We start from the raw sequence: 16675 nt of genomic DNA, 5'->3' as shown, positions 1-16675 counted from the left end.
CTGCAAGGGACGCTCCGGCGTCCCTTCTTTCTTTGGACACCGCCTTTCTCTGGACACCGCGCCCCGCGGCATGAGGCCAAGTGGAGGGACTGATTCCTTTGACGTCAGGTTTGCCCTGACCTTCATGGGCGAAACCGAACGCGAAAGGTAGAGTCCGGCGGCGTGCACCTCAAGTCCCTGACCCTGCGCGGCTTCAAATCCTTTGCTTCCGCGACCACCCTGCGCTTCGAACCCGGCATCACCTGTGTCGTGGGTCCGAACGGCTCCGGCAAGTCCAACGTGGTGGACGCGCTGTCCTGGGTCATGGGCGAACAAGGGGCCAAATCCCTGCGCGGCGGGAAGATGGAAGACGTCATCTTCGCCGGGACCACCGGACGTCCGCCGCTCGGCCGCGCCGAGGTCTCGCTGACGATCGACAACTCCGACGGCGCGCTGCCCATCGACTACGCCGAAGTGACCATCACCCGGATCATGTTCCGCGGCGGCAGCAGCGAGTACCAGATCAACGGTGACACCTGCCGCCTGCTCGACATCCAGGAGCTGCTCTCCGACTCCGGCATCGGCCGCGAGATGCACGTCATCGTCGGACAGGGCCAGCTGGACTCCGTCCTGCACGCCGATCCCATGGGGCGCCGCGCCTTCATCGAGGAGGCGGCCGGCGTACTGAAGCACCGCAAGCGCAAGGAGAAGGCGCTGCGGAAGCTGGACGCGATGCAGGCGAACCTCGCGCGCGTGCAGGACCTCAACGAAGAGCTGCGGCGCCAGCTGAAGCCCCTGGGCCGGCAGGCCGCGGTGGCCCGCCGGGCGGCCGTCATCCAGGCGGACCTGCGCGACGCGCGGCTGCGGCTGCTCGCCGACGACCTGGTCACCCTGCGCCGTGCGCTCGACGCGGAGGTCGCGGACGAGGCGGCGCTGAAGGAACGCAAGGAGGCCGCCGAGGCCCGGCTGGCGGAGGCGCTGCGGCGCGAGGCCGAGCTGGAGGAGGCCGTACGGGAGCTCGCGCCGCGGCTCCAGCGGGCGCAGCAGACCTGGTACGAGCTCTCGCAGCTCGCCGAGCGGGTCCGGGGAACCGCGTCGCTGGCGGACGCGCGGGTCAAGAGCGCGACGGCTCCGGCGGAGGAGGAGCGGCGGGGGCGCGATCCGGAGGACATGGAGAAGGAGGCCGCGCGGATCCGCGAGCAGGAGGCGGAACTGACGGCGGCTCTGGAGGCGGCCTCCCACGCGCTGGAGGACACGGCGGCGCACCGGGCGGAGCTGGAGCGGGCGCTGGCCGAGGAGGAGCGGCGGCTGCGGGACGCCGCGCGGGCCATCGCGGACCGGCGCGAGGCGCTGGCCCGGCTGACGGGCCGGCTCGGCGCCGCCCGCTCCCGGGCCGGTGCCGCGCAGGCCGAGATCGACCGGCTCGTCGCGGCGCGCGACGAGGCCTCGGCCCGGGCGGTGGCTGCGCAGGAGGAGTACGAGGTCCTGGCGGAGGAGGTCGGCGGCCTCGACGACTCTTCGGTGGAGGGCGAGTACGAGGCGGCGCGGGCCGGGCTGACCGAGGCGGACGCCGAACTGGCGGCGGCCCGGGACGCGGTGACGGCGGCGGAGCGCTCGCGGGCGGCGGTGTCGGCGCGGCGGGACGCGCTGGCGCTGGGGCTGCGGCGCAAGGACGGTACGGGAGCGCTGCTCGCGGCGCGGGAGCGGCTGGCCGGGCTGCTGGGACCGGCGGCGGAGCGGCTGTCGGTGACCCCGGGGTACGAGGTCGCCGTGGCCGCCGCGCTGGGCTCGGCGGCGGACGCTTTGGCGGTGTCGTCCCCGGCCGCCGCGGCCGCGGCGATCCGCCACCTCCGCGACGCGGACGCGGGGCGCGCCACCCTCCTGATCGCCCCGGCGGCGCCGGCCCTCCCGGGCCAGGCCTCGGCCGCCGGGGCCGGGGCCGTGGTTCCGGGGCAGGCCCCGGGCCCGGTGGGCGCGGCTGCGGGCAGCCTGCTCCCCGGGCAGGCCGCTGCCGGTGAAGGGGCCTTCCCCCACCCCGCCCCTTCCCGAAACGGGGCTCTGCCCGGACCCGCGCCTCAAGCTCCCCCAGCTACCGCTGGGAGGGGCCCCCAGGCGAGGCTGGAATCGCCCTGCGGGCAATCCAGCCCGCGCCAGGCGGACGGGATCAGCCAAAGCCCCGGCAGCGAAGCCGCCGCCGAGTTCGTTCAGGGCGATGCCGAGGTGCGGCGGGCCGTGGCGTGGGTGCTGCGGGACCACTTCGTGGTCGGGACGCTCGACGAGGCCGAGACCCTCGTCGCGGAGCGGCCCGGCGCGGTGGCGGTGACCGTCGAGGGCGACATCCTCGGGGCACACCTCGCGCACGGCGGCTCCGCCGGGGCGCCCAGCCTGATCGAGGTGCAGGCGGCGGTCGACGAGGCCGCGGCCGAGCTGGCCCGGCTCGACGGGCAGTGCCGGGAGCTGACCGGAGCCCAGGCGGCCGCCTGGGCGCGGCGGCAGGACGCGGCGGCCCTGGTCGAGGAGCTCGCGGAACGCCGCCGGGCCGGCGAGCGGGCCCGTGCCGGCGTCGCCCAGCAGCTCGGCCGCCTCGCCGGGCAGGCGAAGGGGGCCGCGGGCGAGGCCGAGCGCAGCGTCACCGCGGCGGCCAAGGCCCAGGACGCGCTGGAGCAGGCGCTGCTGGACGTGGAGGAGTGCGCCGGGCAGCTGGCGACGGCCGAGGAGATGCCGGCGGAGGAGGAGCCGGACACCTCCCGGCGGGACCGGCTCGCCGCCGACGGGGCCAACGCCCGCCAGACCGAGATGGAGGCCCGGCTGCAGCTCAGGACCCACGAGGAGCGGGTCAAGGGACTGGCCGGAAGGGCGGATTCACTCGACCGGGCGGCCCGCGCCGAACGGGAGGCCCGCACCCGCGCGGAGCGCCGCCGGGCACGGCTGCGGCACGAGGCGGAGGTCGCCCGGGCGGTGGCCGACGGGGCCCGCCAGCTGCTCGCGCACGTGGAGGTCTCGCTGGGCCGGGCCGACGAGGAGCGCGCCGGGGCCGAGTACGCCAAGGGCCTGCGCGAGCGGGAACTCGCCGAGGCCAGGAACAGCGGCCGGGACCTGAAGGGCGAACTCGACAAGCTCACCGACTCGGTGCACCGCGGGGAGGTGCTCGGCGCCGAGAAGCGGCTGCGCATCGAAGCGGTGGAGGCCAAGGCGCTGGAGGAGTTCGGTATGGAGGCCGCCGGGCTCGTCGCCGAGTACGGCCCCGACCAGCCGGTGCCGCCGTCCCTGCCGGCCGAGGGCGAGGAGCTGCCCGCGGACCCGGAGCACCCCCGGAACCTTCCCGGCCCCTTCGTCCGCGCCCAGCAGGAGAAGCGGCTCAAGGCGGCCGAGCGCGCCTACCAGCAGCTCGGCAAGGTCAACCCGCTCGCGCTGGAGGAGTTCGCGGCGCTGGAGGAGCGCCACCAGTTCCTCAGCGAGCAGTTGGAGGACCTGCGCAAGACCCGCGCCGATCTCCTTCAAGTGGTGAAGGAGGTCGACGAGCGCGTCGAGCAGGTCTTCACCGAGGCGTACCGGGACACGGCCCGGGAGTTCGAGGGGGTCTTCTCGAGGCTGTTCCCCGGCGGCGAGGGCCGGCTGATCCTCACCGACCCCGACAACATGCTGACCACGGGAGTCGACGTCGAGGCGCGCCCGCCGGGCAAGAAGGTCAAGCGGCTGTCGCTGCTCTCGGGCGGCGAGCGCTCGCTGACCGCCGTGGCCCTGCTGGTGTCCATCTTCAAGGCGCGGCCCAGCCCGTTCTACGTGATGGACGAGGTCGAGGCCGCGCTCGACGACACCAACCTGCAGCGGCTGATCCGGATCATGGAGGAGCTCCAGGAGAGCTCCCAGCTGATCGTCATCACGCACCAGAAGCGGACGATGGAGGTCGCCGACGCGCTCTACGGCGTCTCGATGCAGGGCGACGGGGTCTCCAAGGTCATCAGCCAGCGGCTGCGCTGACCAGTTCACTTCAGGAAGTGAACACTGTGGCTCTCTTCACTCGCGCGCAGCGGGTTCTTCAGCCCTATTGACTTCAGAAAGTGAAGTCATAAGCTCTGCCTTGCCGTGTTCGACGTTCAGGTGGTGGTGAGCAGTTTGCTGTGCGCCACTGGAGGAACACGCGCACAGACGCACACCCCCACACCGCCCGCCGTCGACGCCGGGCCCAGGAGCGCATCTTGACCAGCACAGCGAACGCACCCGCGTCAGGCGGTGGCCGGGCGGCCCGCCCCGACCATCTCGGGCACGTCATCTTCATCGCCGCGGCCGCGGCCATGGGCGGCTTCCTCTTCGGCTACGACAGCTCCGTCATCAACGGCGCCGTCGTCGCCATCCGTGAACGGTTCGAGGTCGGATCCGCGGCGCTCGCCCAGGTGATCGCCGCCGCGCTGATCGGCTGCGCCCTCGGCGCCGCCACCGCCGGCCGCATCGCCGACCGGATCGGCCGCATCCGCTGCATGCAGATCGCCGCCGTCCTCTTCACCGCGAGCGCCATCGGCTCGGCCCTCCCGTTCGCCCTGTGGGACCTGGCGATGTGGCGCGTCATCGGCGGCTTCGGCATCGGCATGGCCTCCGTCATCGGCCCCGCCTACATCGCCGAGGTGTCCCCGGCCGCCTACCGCGGCCGGCTCGCCTCCTTCCAGCAGGCCGCCATCGTCATCGGCATCGCCGTCTCCCAGCTGGTCAACTGGGGCCTCCTGAACCTCGCCGACGGCGACCAGCGCGGCGAGATCGCCGGCCTGGAGGCCTGGCAGTGGATGCTCGGCATCATGGTCATCCCGGCCGTGATCTACGGCCTGATGTCCTTCGTCATCCCGGAGTCCCCCCGCTACCTGATCTCCGTCGGCCGCACCGAGCAGGCCAAGGAGGTGCTGCGCGAGGTCGAGGGCTCGAAGATCGACATCGACGCACGCGCCGCCGAGATCGAGCAGGCGATGCACTCCGAGCACAAGTCCACCTTCAAGGACCTGCTGGGCGGCCGCTTCGGCTTCCTGCCCATCGTCTGGATCGGCATCGGCCTCTCCGTCTTCCAGCAGCTCGTCGGCATCAACGTGATCTTCTACTACAGCTCCTCGCTGTGGCAGTCCGTGGGCATCGACCCGAGCAGCTCGTTCTTCTACTCCTTCACCACGTCGATCATCAACATCATCGGCACGGTGATCGCGATGGTCCTCGTCGACCGGATCGGCCGCAAGCCGCTCGCCCTCATCGGCTCGGCGGGCATGGCGGTCTCCCTGGGCCTCTGCGCGTGGGCGTTCTCCTACAAGGAGGGCAGCGGCGACAACATCACGATGCCCGACACCCAGGGCACGATCGCGCTGATCGCCGCGCACTCCTTCGTGCTCTTCTTCGCCCTGTCCTGGGGCGTGGTGGTCTGGGTGCTGCTCGGCGAGATGTTCCCGAACCGCATCCGGGCCGCTGCCCTCGGCGTCGCCGCCTCGGCCCAGTGGATCGCCAACTGGGTCATCACCGTGTCGTTCCCGACCCTGTCGGACTGGAACCTGTCCGGCGCGTACGTGATCTACACCGTCTTCGCCCTGCTCTCGATCCCCTTCATCCTCAAGTGGGTGCCGGAGACCAAGGGCAAGGCGCTGGAGGAGATGGGGTAACCACCCCCGCCAACACCCCTTCTCCTCGATACTGCCCCGGCTCAGTCCTTGAGCCGGGGCAGTACCTGTTCGCACAGCAGGTGCAGGCTGCGCCAGCCCTCGTCCAGCGGCATCCCGCCGCACAGCGGGTGCAGCACCAGGTTCCCCGACTCGCCCGCGCCCCGGGCGTACGCGAGTGCCTCGTCCGGCGTGAGGATCCGGTACACGCCCTCCGCGCGCAGTTCGGCCACCGAGCGCGCGGCCGACCGTACGGCGCTGCGGATGTCCTTGGACTGCCAGGACGCGTACATGCCCGCCTCGTGCAGGAAGCGCTCGCCGTGCTCGGCCCAGACCCGGTCGGGGTCCTCCGCGATGTGCAGCAGCGGGGTCTCGGCCGCGGGCATCATGCAGAAGCCCTCCGTGCCGTACTCCGCGAGCTTCGCCCGGTAGTACGCCTCCAGCTCCGGCAGGTGCGCGCTGGGGAAGAACGGCAGCCCCAGCCGGGCCGCGCGCCGCGCCGCCGCCTGCGAACTCCCGCCGACCAGGAGCATCGGGTGCGGTTGGGTGAACGGCCGCGGGGTGACCCGTACGGTGCGGCCGCGGAACTCGAAGGGCTCGCCGGTCCACGCCTTCAGCAGGGTCTCCAGCAGCTCGTCCTGGAGCCGGCCGCGCCGCCCCCACTCCACGCCGTGCTGCTCGTACTCCTCCGGCCGGTAGCCGATGCCCGCCACCGTGACCAGGCGCCCGCCGCTCAGCAGGTCCAGTACGGCGATGTCCTCGGCCACCTTCAGCGGGTCGTACAGCGGGCCGATGATCGCCGAGACGGTGACCGCGATCCGGCGGGTGGCGCCGAAGACGGCGCCCGCGAAGGCGAAGGGGGAGGGCAGCCAGTTGTTGCCGGTGCCGTGGTGCTCCTCGGTCTGGATGGTGTCGATCCCGCGGTCGTCCGCGTACCTCGCCATCTCCAGCGCCGCCTTGTAGCGGGCGGAGAGGGACTCGGGGGTGCCGCTGGGGTCGACGAGATTGAACCGGGCCACGGTGATGGGCATGGAGAAGTCCCCCTTCGCCGGATGTGGGTGGGCGGGCGAAGGGGGACGTTAGCTGACGTAGCGTCAGTTGGACAGGGATCCGGCGAGCTCGTGCTCCTCGGCCGGAGCGGGCGCGTCCGGGACCGCCGTGCGCGGCAGTACCGCGTACAGCACGCCCGAGGTCAGGATGCCGGCCGCCCAGCCGAGGCCGTTCTCCCCGATCCAGGTGCCGGCGAGCGGCCCGCTGAACCAGTCCACCTTGGTGAACAGCAGGCCCACGACCAGGGCGAGGGCCCACGAGGTCATCGCCTGCCAGGCGAAGCCGCCCCGGTACCAGTACGCGCTGGTCCGCGTGGTGTCCAGCAGCGCGGGGCCGTCGTAGGTCTTGCGGCGCAGCATGTCCACGCCGAAGACGCCGATCCACGCGGAGAAGGCCACGGCCAGCAGGGTCAGGAAGGAGATGAAGGAGCCGAAGAAGCTGGTCGCCACGACCATCAGCAGGAAGCCGAAGACCAGGCTGATGACGGCGTTGACGCTGACCGCCCAGGCGCGCGGGACCTTGATGCCCAGGGTCTGCGCGGTGAAGCCGGCCGAGTACATGGACATCGAGTTGATGAGCAGCATCCCGACGAGCGCGATGAGCAGGTACGGGACGGCGATCCAGATCGGCAGCAGCTCGCCGATGAAGGAGACCGGGTCCTGGGCGGTGGCCAGGTCCGGGGTGCCGACGGCCATGACCGCGCCCATCAGGACCATCGGGAGCACGACCACGCCGGCGCCGCCGATCGTCGCGCCGACCATGCCCTTGGAGGAGGCCGTACGGGGCAGGTAGCGCGTGAAGTCGGGACCGGACGGCACCCAGCTGATGCCGCCGGCGGCGATGGTGCCGATGCCCGCGATCATCATCGCGGTGGAGCCCGCAGGCTTGCCGAAGACGGCGGACCAGTCGGTGGTGAAGACCAGGTACCCCAGGACCAGCACGCTGAACGCGCCGAAGAGGTACGTCGACCACTTCGAGCAGACGCGCAGCGCGTTGATGCCGAGACCCGAGACGACGAAGGTGCAGCCCACGAAGAACAGCAGGGTGACGACGATCAGCGGGGTGTTGCTCTTGATGCCGAAGAGCAGGTCGAGCACGGTCAGGACGGCGTAGGCGCCGCTGACCGCGTTGATGGTCTCCCAGCCCCACCGGGCCACCCATATCAGGGCGCCGGGGAAGAGGTTGCCGCGCTGGCCGAACACGGCCCGCGAGAGCGCCATGCCCGGGGAGCCGCCGCGCTTGCCGGCGATCGAGATCAGCCCGACGATCCCGTACGAGACGATCGGCGCGGCGACCGCGACGACCAGCACCTGCCAGATGTTCAGCTTGTTGAAGATCACCAGTCCGGCGCCCATGGTCAGCAGGAGCACGCTGATGTTGGCGGCGACCCAGGTGGGGACGAGCTCGCGGACCCGGCCGCCGCGCTCGCCGTCCGGGACGGGCTCCAGGCCGCGGGTCTCGATCGCGGTCTCTTCGGCAGGCATGCAGTACTCCGTGGGGGAGGGCGTGGAGGGGAGTCGCCCATCATCGTAGATTTGCCGCTAAGACCACAAATAGCGGCTTACGGCCTGATGGGAACCTCCAAGGTCCGGGTTCCGGGGCGGCTGTGGCCGATACTGGGTGGGTTATGGACATCCTCATCCTTGCTGTAGTCATCGCCCTGGTCGCGGTCGGCGCGATCAGCGGGCTCGTGGTCAGCAGCCGCAAGAAGAAGCAGCTGCCGCCCACGGCGCCGTCGAGCACGCCGACCATCACTGCCCCGCCCGCCGAACCCCAGGTGGGGGAGGACGCCGCACCGACGGTCGAAGAGCCGCGCCGCACCATCGAGGAGGTCGCCCTCCCCGAGGCGGAGGCTCCCGCTCCCGTGGAGGAGGCCGAGCCGCAGGCTCCGCCCGCCCCCGCGATCGAGGTGCCCGAGCCCACCGCCGGCCGACTGATCCGGCTGCGCGCCCGTCTCGCCCGGTCGCAGAACTCCCTCGGCAAGGGGCTGCTCACGCTGCTCTCCCGGGAGCACCTCGACGAGGACACCTGGGAGGAGATCGAGGAGACCCTCCTCGTCGCCGACGTCGGTGTCGTCCCGACCCAGGAGCTGGTCGACCGGCTCCGCGAGCGGGTCAAGGTGCTGGGCACCCGTACCCCGGCGGACCTGCGCGCCCTCCTCAAGGAGGAGCTGCTGACCCTGGTCGGCACCGACTTCGACCGCGTCGTGAAGACGGAGAGCGGCGAGGACACCCCCGGCGTGATCATGGTCGTCGGCGTCAACGGCACCGGCAAGACCACCACCACCGGCAAGCTGGCGCGCGTGCTCGTGGCCGACGGCCGCAGCGTGGTGCTCGGCGCGGCCGACACCTTCCGCGCGGCCGCCGCCGACCAGCTCCAGACCTGGGGTGACCGCGTGGGCGCCCGCACGGTACGCGGCCCCGAGGGCGGCGACCCGGCCTCGATCGCCTACGACGCCGTCAAGGAGGGCATCGCCGAGGGCGCCGACGTGGTGCTCATCGACACCGCGGGCCGCCTGCACACCAAGACCGGCCTGATGGACGAGCTCGGCAAGGTCAAGCGCGTCGTGGAGAAGCACGGTCCGCTGGACGAGATCCTGCTCGTCCTGGACGCCACCACCGGCCAGAACGGCCTGACCCAGGCCCGCGTCTTCGCCGAGGTCGTGGACATCACCGGCATCGTGCTGACCAAGCTCGACGGCACCGCCAAGGGCGGCATCGTCGTCGCCGTCCAGCGCGAGCTCGGCGTCCCGGTCAAGCTCGTCGGCCTCGGAGAGGGCCCGGACGACCTGGCGCCCTTCGAGCCGGAGGCGTTCGTGGACGCCCTGATCGGCGACTGAGGGCCGTACGCACACAGACGGGTGCCCCCGCGTTCCGGCCGGAACGCGGGGGCACCGTCTGTGGGAGGGGCTACCGGCGGAAGCGGTGGCAGATGTAGGCGAGGGTGCCGAGCAGCAGCCGGGCCTGCGGCGGGCCCCCGGCCGAGTCGAGCGCGGGCGGCCGCAGCCAGCTGACCTGGCCGAGCCCGGCCCGGTCGGAGGGCGGGGCCGTCACGTGGCAGCCGTGACCCAGGGCCCGCAGGTCCAGGTCGGCGTCGTCCCAGCCCATCCGGTACAGCAGCTGCGGCAGTTCGGCCGCCGCGCCGGGCGCCACGAAGAACTGCGCCCTGCCGTCCGCGGTCTCGATGACCGGTCCAAGGGGCAGGCCCATCCGCTCCAGCCGGACCAGTGCGCGCCGTCCGGCCTCCGCTTCGACCTCGATGACGTCGAAGGAGCGGCCCACGGGGAGCAGCACCGCGGCGCCCGGGTACTCGCCCCAGGCCTCGGTGACCTCGTCCAGGGTGGCCCCGGCCTTGACCGTGGGGGCGAAGGCCAGCGGATGCGCCCCGGGGGCGGTGCACCGCGTGTCCCCGCAGGAGCAGTCCCGGGCGGGCGCCGCGGCGCGGGCGCCGGGGACCACGTCCCAGCCCCACAGCCCGGTGTACTCCGCCACCGCCGTGCACTCCGAGGTCCGGCCGCGGCGCCGGGCGCCGGAGCGGAACTCCTTGGTGCCACGGCTGCCGCCGATCGTGAAGCCCATGCCCATGCCCCCTCCAACGGGTCGGACGCTCCGGTGGTTACGACGTCGGCGGGACTCCTTGCCCGGCGCACTCCTCGCCGCGCGCGCCCTCAGTGCACTCCGAGCAACCAATCGCCTTTCACCTTGGTGTCAAGTGAATCGCGCCTGGCCGGTGGCGAGTTCATTCAAAGGGGTGGCGAATGGTGGCGTTTCTGGAATCGACCTCGCCGGAGGGGTGATCGTAGGATTACTTTCGGTACACGAACCCCCAAGGCAGGCCCGTCCGTGGGTATGCCGGAGGCAATGTGTGAAGGACCCGTGAAGGTCCGTGGCGGCGCTTGCCGCTCCCGCCAGGGTTTCGTGTGGAAGAGGCTGAACGGATGGGGGCGTTCCAGTGAGCGGCAACGGCGCAAGCGGAACGGGCGAGGAGTCTGTGGAGTCCGCCGACCGGAACGTCCAGCTGACGTCGTGGTTCGTCCGCAGCGGCTGGTCGAAGGGCGAACTGGCCCGCCAGGTCAACCGCCGGGCCCGCCAGATGGGCGCGCACCACATCAGCACGGACACCTCCCGGGTGCGCCGCTGGCTCGACGGGGAACAGCCCCGCGAGCCCGTCCCGCGGATCCTCTCCGAGCTGTTCTCGGAGCGCTTCGGCTCGGTCGTCGCCATCGAGCAGCTCGGCCTGCGCACCGCCCACCAGACCCCCTCCGTCTCCGGCGTCGACCTGCCCTGGGCCGGTCCGCAGACCGTCGAACTGCTCGGCGAGTTCTCCCGCAGCGACCTGATGCTGGCCCGCCGCGGCTTCCTCGGGACCTCGCTCGCCCTCTCCGCCGGCCCCGCCCTCATCGAGCCCATGCAGCGCTGGCTCGTGCCGGCCCCGGCCGCCGACCCGGGACCGCGCGCGGTGGGGCCGGCGGGCGCCATCGGCGGCCCCCGCCCGCCGCGGCTCTCCGGACCCGAGCTCGACCTCCTCGACGCCACCACCGTCATGTTCCGCCAGTGGGACGCCCAGTGCGGGGGCGGCCTGCGACGCAAGGCCGTGGTGGGCCAGCTCCACGAGGTCACCGACCTGCTCCAGGAGAACCACCCGGCCCCCGTCATGAAGCGGCTCTTCAAGGTCGCCGCGGAACTCGCCGAACTGGCCGGCTGGATGAGCTACGACATCGGCCTGCACCCCACCGCGCAGAAGTACTTCGTGCTCGCGCTGCACGCCGCGAAGGAGGGCGGCGACAAGCCGCTCGGCTCGTACATCCTCTCCAGCATGAGCCGCCAGATGATCCACCTGGGCCGCCCCGAGGACGCCCTGGAACTCATCCACCTCGCGCAGTACGGAAGCCGCGACTGCGCCGGACCGCGCACCCAGGCCATGCTGTATGCGATGGAGGCCCGCGCCTACGCCAACATGGGGCAGCCCAGCCGCTGCAAGCGGGCGGTGCGGATGGCCGAGGACACCTTCGGCGACGTCGGCTTCGGGGGCGAGCCCGAACCCGACTGGATCCGCTTCTTCTCCGAGGCCGAGCTGAACGGCGAGAACTCCCACTCGTACCGGGATCTGGCGTACGTCGCCGGGCGCAGCCCCACGTACGCCTCCCTCGCCGAACCCGTCATGGAGCGGGCCGTCGAACTCTTCGAGAAGGACGAGGAGCACCAGCGCTCCTACGCCCTCAACCTCATCGGCATGGCCACCGTCCACCTGCTCCAGCGCGAGCCCGAACAGGCCACCGTCCTCGTCGGCCGGGCCCTGGACGTGGCGCAAAAGGTTCGGTCCGAGCGGGTGAACACCCGGCTGCGCAAGACCGTCGACACCGCGGCCCGTGAGTACGGCGACGTCGCCGACGTGGTCCGGCTCACCGACGTCCTCGCCGCCCGGCTCCCCGAAGCCGCGGAGGCCGTCTGACGACCGACCCGGTCGTCCCCGAGGCCCCGGCCGCGGCAGCCAACCCCGTGAAGCCCGATCAGGCTCCCCCAGCCAGGACGTCCGGGTACTGCCGCGGCCGGTTTTCCGCCCGCCGTCCGTTCATGGACGCGTAACACGCCCGACCTCTTCGTCACGGGCACGAAACACCCAGCGGCGCCGCCGGAAACCGGCCTGCGCGAATCTCAGGGCCAATAACCGGCCAGTCCAGGCCAGCCCCCCACCCGGCCGGACCCCTTAACGCCGCTCAGGTTTTCACGATCGCCCGCACGCGAACGTACCGACGACGAGGAGACGCCGATGGCATCAGCCATCACGACCCTCGCGGCAGACGCCCCGACGCTGTCTGCCGCGAACACCGGGTTCATGCTCATCTGCTCCGCCCTGGTCATGCTGATGACCCCGGGACTGGCCTTCTTCTACGGAGGCATGGTCCGCGTCAAGAGCAGCCTCAACATGCTGATGATGAGTTTCATCAGCCTCGGGATCGTCACGATCCTGTGGGTCCTCTACGGCTTCAGCCTCGCCTTCGGCACCGACTCCGGCTCCCTCATCGGCTGGAACTCCGACTACGTGGGCCTGAGCGGCATCGGGATCACCGAGCTGTGGGACGGCTACACCATCCCGGTCTACGTCTTCGCCGTCTTCCAGCTGATGTTCGCCGTGATCACCCCCGCCCTGATCAGCGGCGCCCTGGCCGACCGCGTGAAGTTCAGCGCCTGGGCCCTGTTCACCGCCCTGTGGGTCACCGTCGTGTACTTCCCCGTCGCCCACTGGGTCTGGGGCGCGGGCGGCTGGCTCTTCGAGCTCGGCGTCATCGACTTCGCGGGCGGCACCGCCGTCCACATCAACGCCGGCGCCGGCGCCCTCGGCGTGATCCTGGTCATCGGCAAGCGCGTCGGGTTCAAGAAGGACCCGATGCGCCCGCACAGCCTCCCCCTCGTGATGCTGGGCGCCGGTCTCCTGTGGTTCGGCTGGTTCGGCTTCAACGCAGGCTCCTGGCTCGGCAACGACGACGGCGTCGGCGCGGTCATGTTCGTCAACACCCAGGTCGCCACGGCCGCCGCCATGCTCGCCTGGCTCGCCTACGAGAAGCTGCGCCACGGCTCCTTCACCACCCTCGGCGCCGCCTCCGGCGCGGTCGCGGGCCTCGTCGCCATCACCCCCTCCGGCGGTGCGGTCAGCCCGCTCGGCGCGATCGCGGTCGGCGCCATCGCCGGTGTGCTGTGCGCCATGGCGGTGGGCCTCAAGTACAAGTTCGGCTACGACGACTCCCTCGACGTGGTCGGCGTCCACCTCGTCGGCGGTGTCGCCGGCTCCCTGCTCGTCGGCCTCTTCGCCACCGGCGGGGTCCAGTCCGACGTCGCCGGCCTCTTCTACGGCGGCGGCCTGGAGCAGCTCGGCAAGCAGGCCATCGGAGTCTTCTCGGTCCTGGCCTACTCTCTCGTGGCGTCCGCGCTGCTCGCCTTCCTCCTCGACAAGACGATCGGGATGCGGGTCACCGAGGACGACGAGGTCTCCGGCATCGACCAGGTCGAACACGCCGAGACCGCCTACGACTTCAGCGGGGCAGGCGGCGGCTCCTCCTCCCGGAGCACCGCCGTACCCGCCACCGCTGCCGCCGCGAGCAAGAAGGTTGACGCATGAAGCTGATCACCGCGATCGTCAAGCCGCACAAGCTGGACGAGATCAAGGAAGCCCTCCAGACCTTCGGAGTCCAGGGGCTCACGGTCACCGAGGCCAGCGGCTACGGCCGGCAGCGCGGCCACACCGAGGTCTACCGCGGCGCCGAGTACACCGTGGACCTCGTACCGAAGATCCGTATCGAGGTGCTCACCGAGGACACCGACGCCGAAGAGGTGATCCGGGTCATCGTGAGCGCCGCCGCCACCGGAAAGATCGGCGACGGCAAGGTGTGGAGCGTCCCCGTGGACTCGGTGGTCCGGGTCCGCACCGGCGAGCGCGGCGCTGACGCGCTCTAGGTGACGGGAGCTCCTGGGTGACGAGCGTCGAGAAGACCACGGACCACACGGCCGACTCGGGACCCAGCGGATACGCCGCGGCCCGGCTGCGACTCCTCCAGGAGGAGTCGCGGTCCGGGCCTTCGCGGCGTTCCGCCCTGGCCGGGCTGACCGACGAATGGCTGAGCGCCCTGTTCGCGACCGCCGTACGGGAGACCGGCGTACGCGGCGCCTCGCTGGTGGCCGTCGGCGGCTACGGGCGGGGCGAGCTCTCCCCGCGCAGCGACCTCGACCTGGTGCTGCTGCACGACGGCAAGGCGGAGCCGCGGCAGCTCAGCGCGCTGGCCGACCGCCTCTGGTACCCGGTGTGGGACCTGGGCCTCGCCCTCGACCACTCCGTACGGACACCCGCCGAGGCCCGCAAGACGGCCGCCGAGGACCTCAAGGTGCACCTCGGGCTGCTGGACGCCCGGCCGGTCGCCGGTGACGCCGGCCTCCTCGCGGGCCTGCGGACCTCCGTCCTGGCCGACTGGCGCAACCAGGCCGCCAAGCGGCTCCCGCAGCTGCACTCCCTGTGCCGGGAGCGGGCCGAGCGCGCCGGGGAGCTCCGCTTCCTGCTCGAACCCGACCTCAAGGAGGCCCGCGGCGGGCTCCGGGACGTCACAGCGCTGCGGGCGGTGGCGGCGTCCTGGCTGGCCGACGCCCCGCGCGAGGGCCTCGCCGAGGCCCGGCGGCGGCTCCTGGACGCCCGGGACGCCCTGCACCTGGTGACCGGCCGGGCCACCGACCGGCTGTCGCTCCAGGAACAGGACCAGGTCGCGGCGCAGCTCGGGCTGCTCGACGCGGACGCGCTGCTCCGCGAGGTGTACGAGGCCGCGCGGGTCGTCGCGTACGCCGGTGACGTGACCTGGCGGGAGGTCGGGCGGGTGCTGCGGGCGCGCGCGGCCCGGCCTCGGCTGCGCGGCCTGCTGGGCACCCGGGGCCCCGTGGCGGCCCCGCGGGCACCGCTCGCCGAAGGGGTCGTGGAGTCCGACGGCGAGGCCGTACTGGCCCTGGCCGCGCGCCCCGACCGCGATCCGGTGCTCGCGCTGCGGCTCGCCGCGGCATCCGCGCAGGCGGGGCTGCCCGTATCGCTGCACGCCCTGCGCAGGCTCGCGGCACAGGGCAAACCGCTGCCGGTGCCGTGGCCGGCGGAGGCCCGCGAACAGCTGCTGACGCTGCTGGGCGCGGGGGAGCCGACGGTGGCCGTGTGGGAGGCACTGGAGGCGGAAGGCCTGATCACGCGCCTGCTGCCCGACTGGGAGCGGGTACGGTGCCGCCCCCAGCGCAATCCCGTCCACACCTGGACGGTGGACCGGCACCTGATCGAGACGGCGGTGCGCGCCTCGGTCCTCACCCGCCGGGTCGGCCGCCCCGACCTGCTCCTGATGGCCGCCCTCCTGCACGACATCGGCAAGGGCTGGCCGGGGGACCACTCGGTGGCAGGCGAGACGATCGCCCGCGACGTCGCGGCCCGGGTCGGCTTCGACGCGCAGGACGTCGCCGTGCTGGGGGCGCTCGTACGCCACCACCTGCTGCTGATCGACACCGCGACCCGGCGCGACCTGGACGACCCGGCGACCGTCCGCTCGGTCGCCGAGGCCGTGGGGTCGGTGGGCACGCTGGAGATACTGCACGCCCTGACCGAGGCGGACGCCCTGGCCACCGGGCCGGCGGCGTGGAGCAGCTGGCGGGCCATGCTGGTCGACGACCTCGTCGCCCGGGTCGCCGCCGTGCTGCGGGGTACGCCGCAGGACGTGCCGCAGCCGGAGATCCCGACGACCGAGCAGGAACGGCTGGCGGTGGAGGCCCTGCGCACCGGGGAGCCGGTGCTCGCCCTCCACGCCCGTCAGGAGGAGGACGCGGTCGGCGTGGAACTCGTCGTGGCCGTCCCCGACCAGCCGGGGGTCCTCCCGGCGGTGGCCGGGGTGCTGGCCCTGCACCGGCTCACCGTGAGGGCGGCCGACCTGCGCTCCATGGAGCTCCCGGACCTGGCGGGGGAGGTGCTGGTGCTGCGCTGGCGGGTGGCGGCGGAGTACGGGGCGCTGCCGGAGGCCGCCCGGCTGCGCACCGACCTGATCCGCGCCCTGGACGGCTCGCTGGACGTCCCGGCGAAGCTGGCGGACCGCGAGGCGGCGTACCCGCGCAGGCGCGGGGTGGTCCCGCCGCCGCCCCGGGTCACGGTGGTCGCGGACGTCTCCGCGCTGGCCACGGTCCTGGAGGTGCGGGCCCCCGATGCGGTGGGGCTGCTCCACCGGGTCGGCCGCGCGCTGGAATCGGCGGGGGTGCGGGTGCGCAGCGCGCACGTCTCGACGCTGGGTGCCAATGCGGTGGACACCGTGTACGTGGTCGACGGCGACGGCAAACCGCTTCCCGCGCGGGAGGCCGCGGCCTTGGCAGGGTCGGTGCAGGCGGCCCTGTCGTAACCTGCGGCACCGTTGTCGGGGCTCCGCCCCCGGACCCTTCAGGCGTGGGGTCCGGGGCGGAGCCCCGGGAAAAACTGCCCGCAGGGCCGGGCAGGTGGCGCGGCCCGATACCCTGGGGGACGAC

The 16675-nt window shown here is 72.5% G+C and carries 10 protein-coding genes; 7 read left to right on the top strand and 3 right to left on the bottom strand.

What is annotated here, in order from left to right:
* The first annotated feature begins 162 nt into the window (after nucleotides 1-162).
* Both OHA89_RS11930 and OHA89_RS11925 read left to right on the top strand, forming a co-directional pair.
* Nucleotides 163-3960, top strand: coding sequence for an AAA family ATPase (locus OHA89_RS11930; RefSeq protein WP_266614749.1), 3798 nt, complete (start codon nucleotides 163-165; stop codon nucleotides 3958-3960).
* Nucleotides 3961-4178: 218 nt separating this feature from the next.
* On the top strand, nucleotides 4179-5609 hold the full coding sequence (locus OHA89_RS11925; RefSeq protein WP_266614747.1) for a sugar porter family MFS transporter: 1431 nt from the start codon (nucleotides 4179-4181) through the stop codon (nucleotides 5607-5609).
* Nucleotides 5610-5650: 41 nt separating this feature from the next.
* On the opposite strand, the gene OHA89_RS11920 is transcribed toward OHA89_RS11925, so the two are convergent.
* Nucleotides 5651-6637: an LLM class flavin-dependent oxidoreductase gene (locus OHA89_RS11920; protein ID WP_266614745.1), complete on the bottom strand. Its 987-nt coding sequence runs from the start codon at nucleotides 6635-6637 to the stop codon at nucleotides 5651-5653.
* A 63-nt stretch (nucleotides 6638-6700) separates the two neighbouring features.
* Complete coding sequence (locus OHA89_RS11915; RefSeq protein ID WP_215149146.1) at nucleotides 6701-8140, bottom strand: cytosine permease; 1440 nt, start codon at nucleotides 8138-8140, stop codon at nucleotides 6701-6703.
* Between the two features lie 143 nt (nucleotides 8141-8283).
* Here OHA89_RS11915 and ftsY point away from each other — a divergent pair, with 143 nt between their 5' ends.
* On the top strand, nucleotides 8284-9495 hold the full coding sequence (gene ftsY / locus OHA89_RS11910; protein WP_266614742.1) for a signal recognition particle-docking protein FtsY: 1212 nt from the start codon (nucleotides 8284-8286) through the stop codon (nucleotides 9493-9495).
* Nucleotides 9496-9565: 70 nt separating this feature from the next.
* Here ftsY and OHA89_RS11905 read toward each other — a convergent pair whose 3' ends face one another.
* Complete coding sequence (locus OHA89_RS11905; RefSeq protein ID WP_257553994.1) at nucleotides 9566-10234, bottom strand: bifunctional DNA primase/polymerase; 669 nt, start codon at nucleotides 10232-10234, stop codon at nucleotides 9566-9568.
* Nucleotides 10235-10607: 373 nt separating this feature from the next.
* On the opposite strand from OHA89_RS11905, the gene OHA89_RS11900 reads away from it, so the two are divergent.
* From OHA89_RS11900 to OHA89_RS11885, 4 genes are all read left to right on the top strand, one after another.
* Entirely contained in the window at nucleotides 10608-12107 is a 1500-nt protein-coding gene (locus OHA89_RS11900; protein ID WP_406366122.1) for a hypothetical protein, read from the top strand.
* A gap of 318 nt (nucleotides 12108-12425) precedes the next feature.
* Nucleotides 12426-13772 (top strand): ammonium transporter, encoded by a 1347-nt coding sequence (locus tag OHA89_RS11895; protein WP_215150453.1) that lies wholly within the window; start codon nucleotides 12426-12428, stop codon nucleotides 13770-13772.
* Nucleotides 13769-14107, top strand: coding sequence for a P-II family nitrogen regulator (locus OHA89_RS11890; RefSeq protein ID WP_215150452.1), 339 nt, complete (start codon nucleotides 13769-13771; stop codon nucleotides 14105-14107). The genes OHA89_RS11895 and OHA89_RS11890 overlap by 4 nt, the downstream gene beginning before the upstream one ends.
* Nucleotides 14108-14124: 17 nt before the next feature.
* Nucleotides 14125-16551 (top strand): [protein-PII] uridylyltransferase, encoded by a 2427-nt coding sequence (locus OHA89_RS11885; RefSeq protein WP_266614739.1) that lies wholly within the window; start codon nucleotides 14125-14127, stop codon nucleotides 16549-16551.
* Nucleotides 16552-16675: the final 124 nt, after the last annotated feature.

It is taken from the genome of Streptomyces sp. NBC_01546, from assembly GCF_045208355.1.
GTDB lineage: Bacteria > Actinomycetota > Actinomycetes > Streptomycetales > Streptomycetaceae > Streptomyces.
Note: the sequence above shows the minus strand (reverse complement) of the source record. Positions and strands in the feature narration are given on the sequence as shown.

What these genes read in the sequence shown, in the direction of transcription:
- OHA89_RS11920 (WP_266614745.1), bottom strand. Translation starts at nt 6,637, where the DNA reads ATGCCCATCACCGTGGCCCGGTTCAATCTCGTCGACCCCAGCGGCACC.
- OHA89_RS11915 (WP_215149146.1), bottom strand. Translation starts at nt 8,140, where the DNA reads ATGCCTGCCGAAGAGACCGCGATCGAGACCCGCGGCCTGGAGCCCGTC.
- ftsY (WP_266614742.1), top strand. Translation starts at nt 8,284, where the DNA reads ATGGACATCCTCATCCTTGCTGTAGTCATCGCCCTGGTCGCGGTCGGC.
- OHA89_RS11905 (WP_257553994.1), bottom strand. Translation starts at nt 10,234, where the DNA reads ATGGGCTTCACGATCGGCGGCAGCCGTGGCACCAAGGAGTTCCGCTCC.
- OHA89_RS11895 (WP_215150453.1), top strand. Translation starts at nt 12,426, where the DNA reads ATGGCATCAGCCATCACGACCCTCGCGGCAGACGCCCCGACGCTGTCT.
- OHA89_RS11890 (WP_215150452.1), top strand. Translation starts at nt 13,769, where the DNA reads ATGAAGCTGATCACCGCGATCGTCAAGCCGCACAAGCTGGACGAGATC.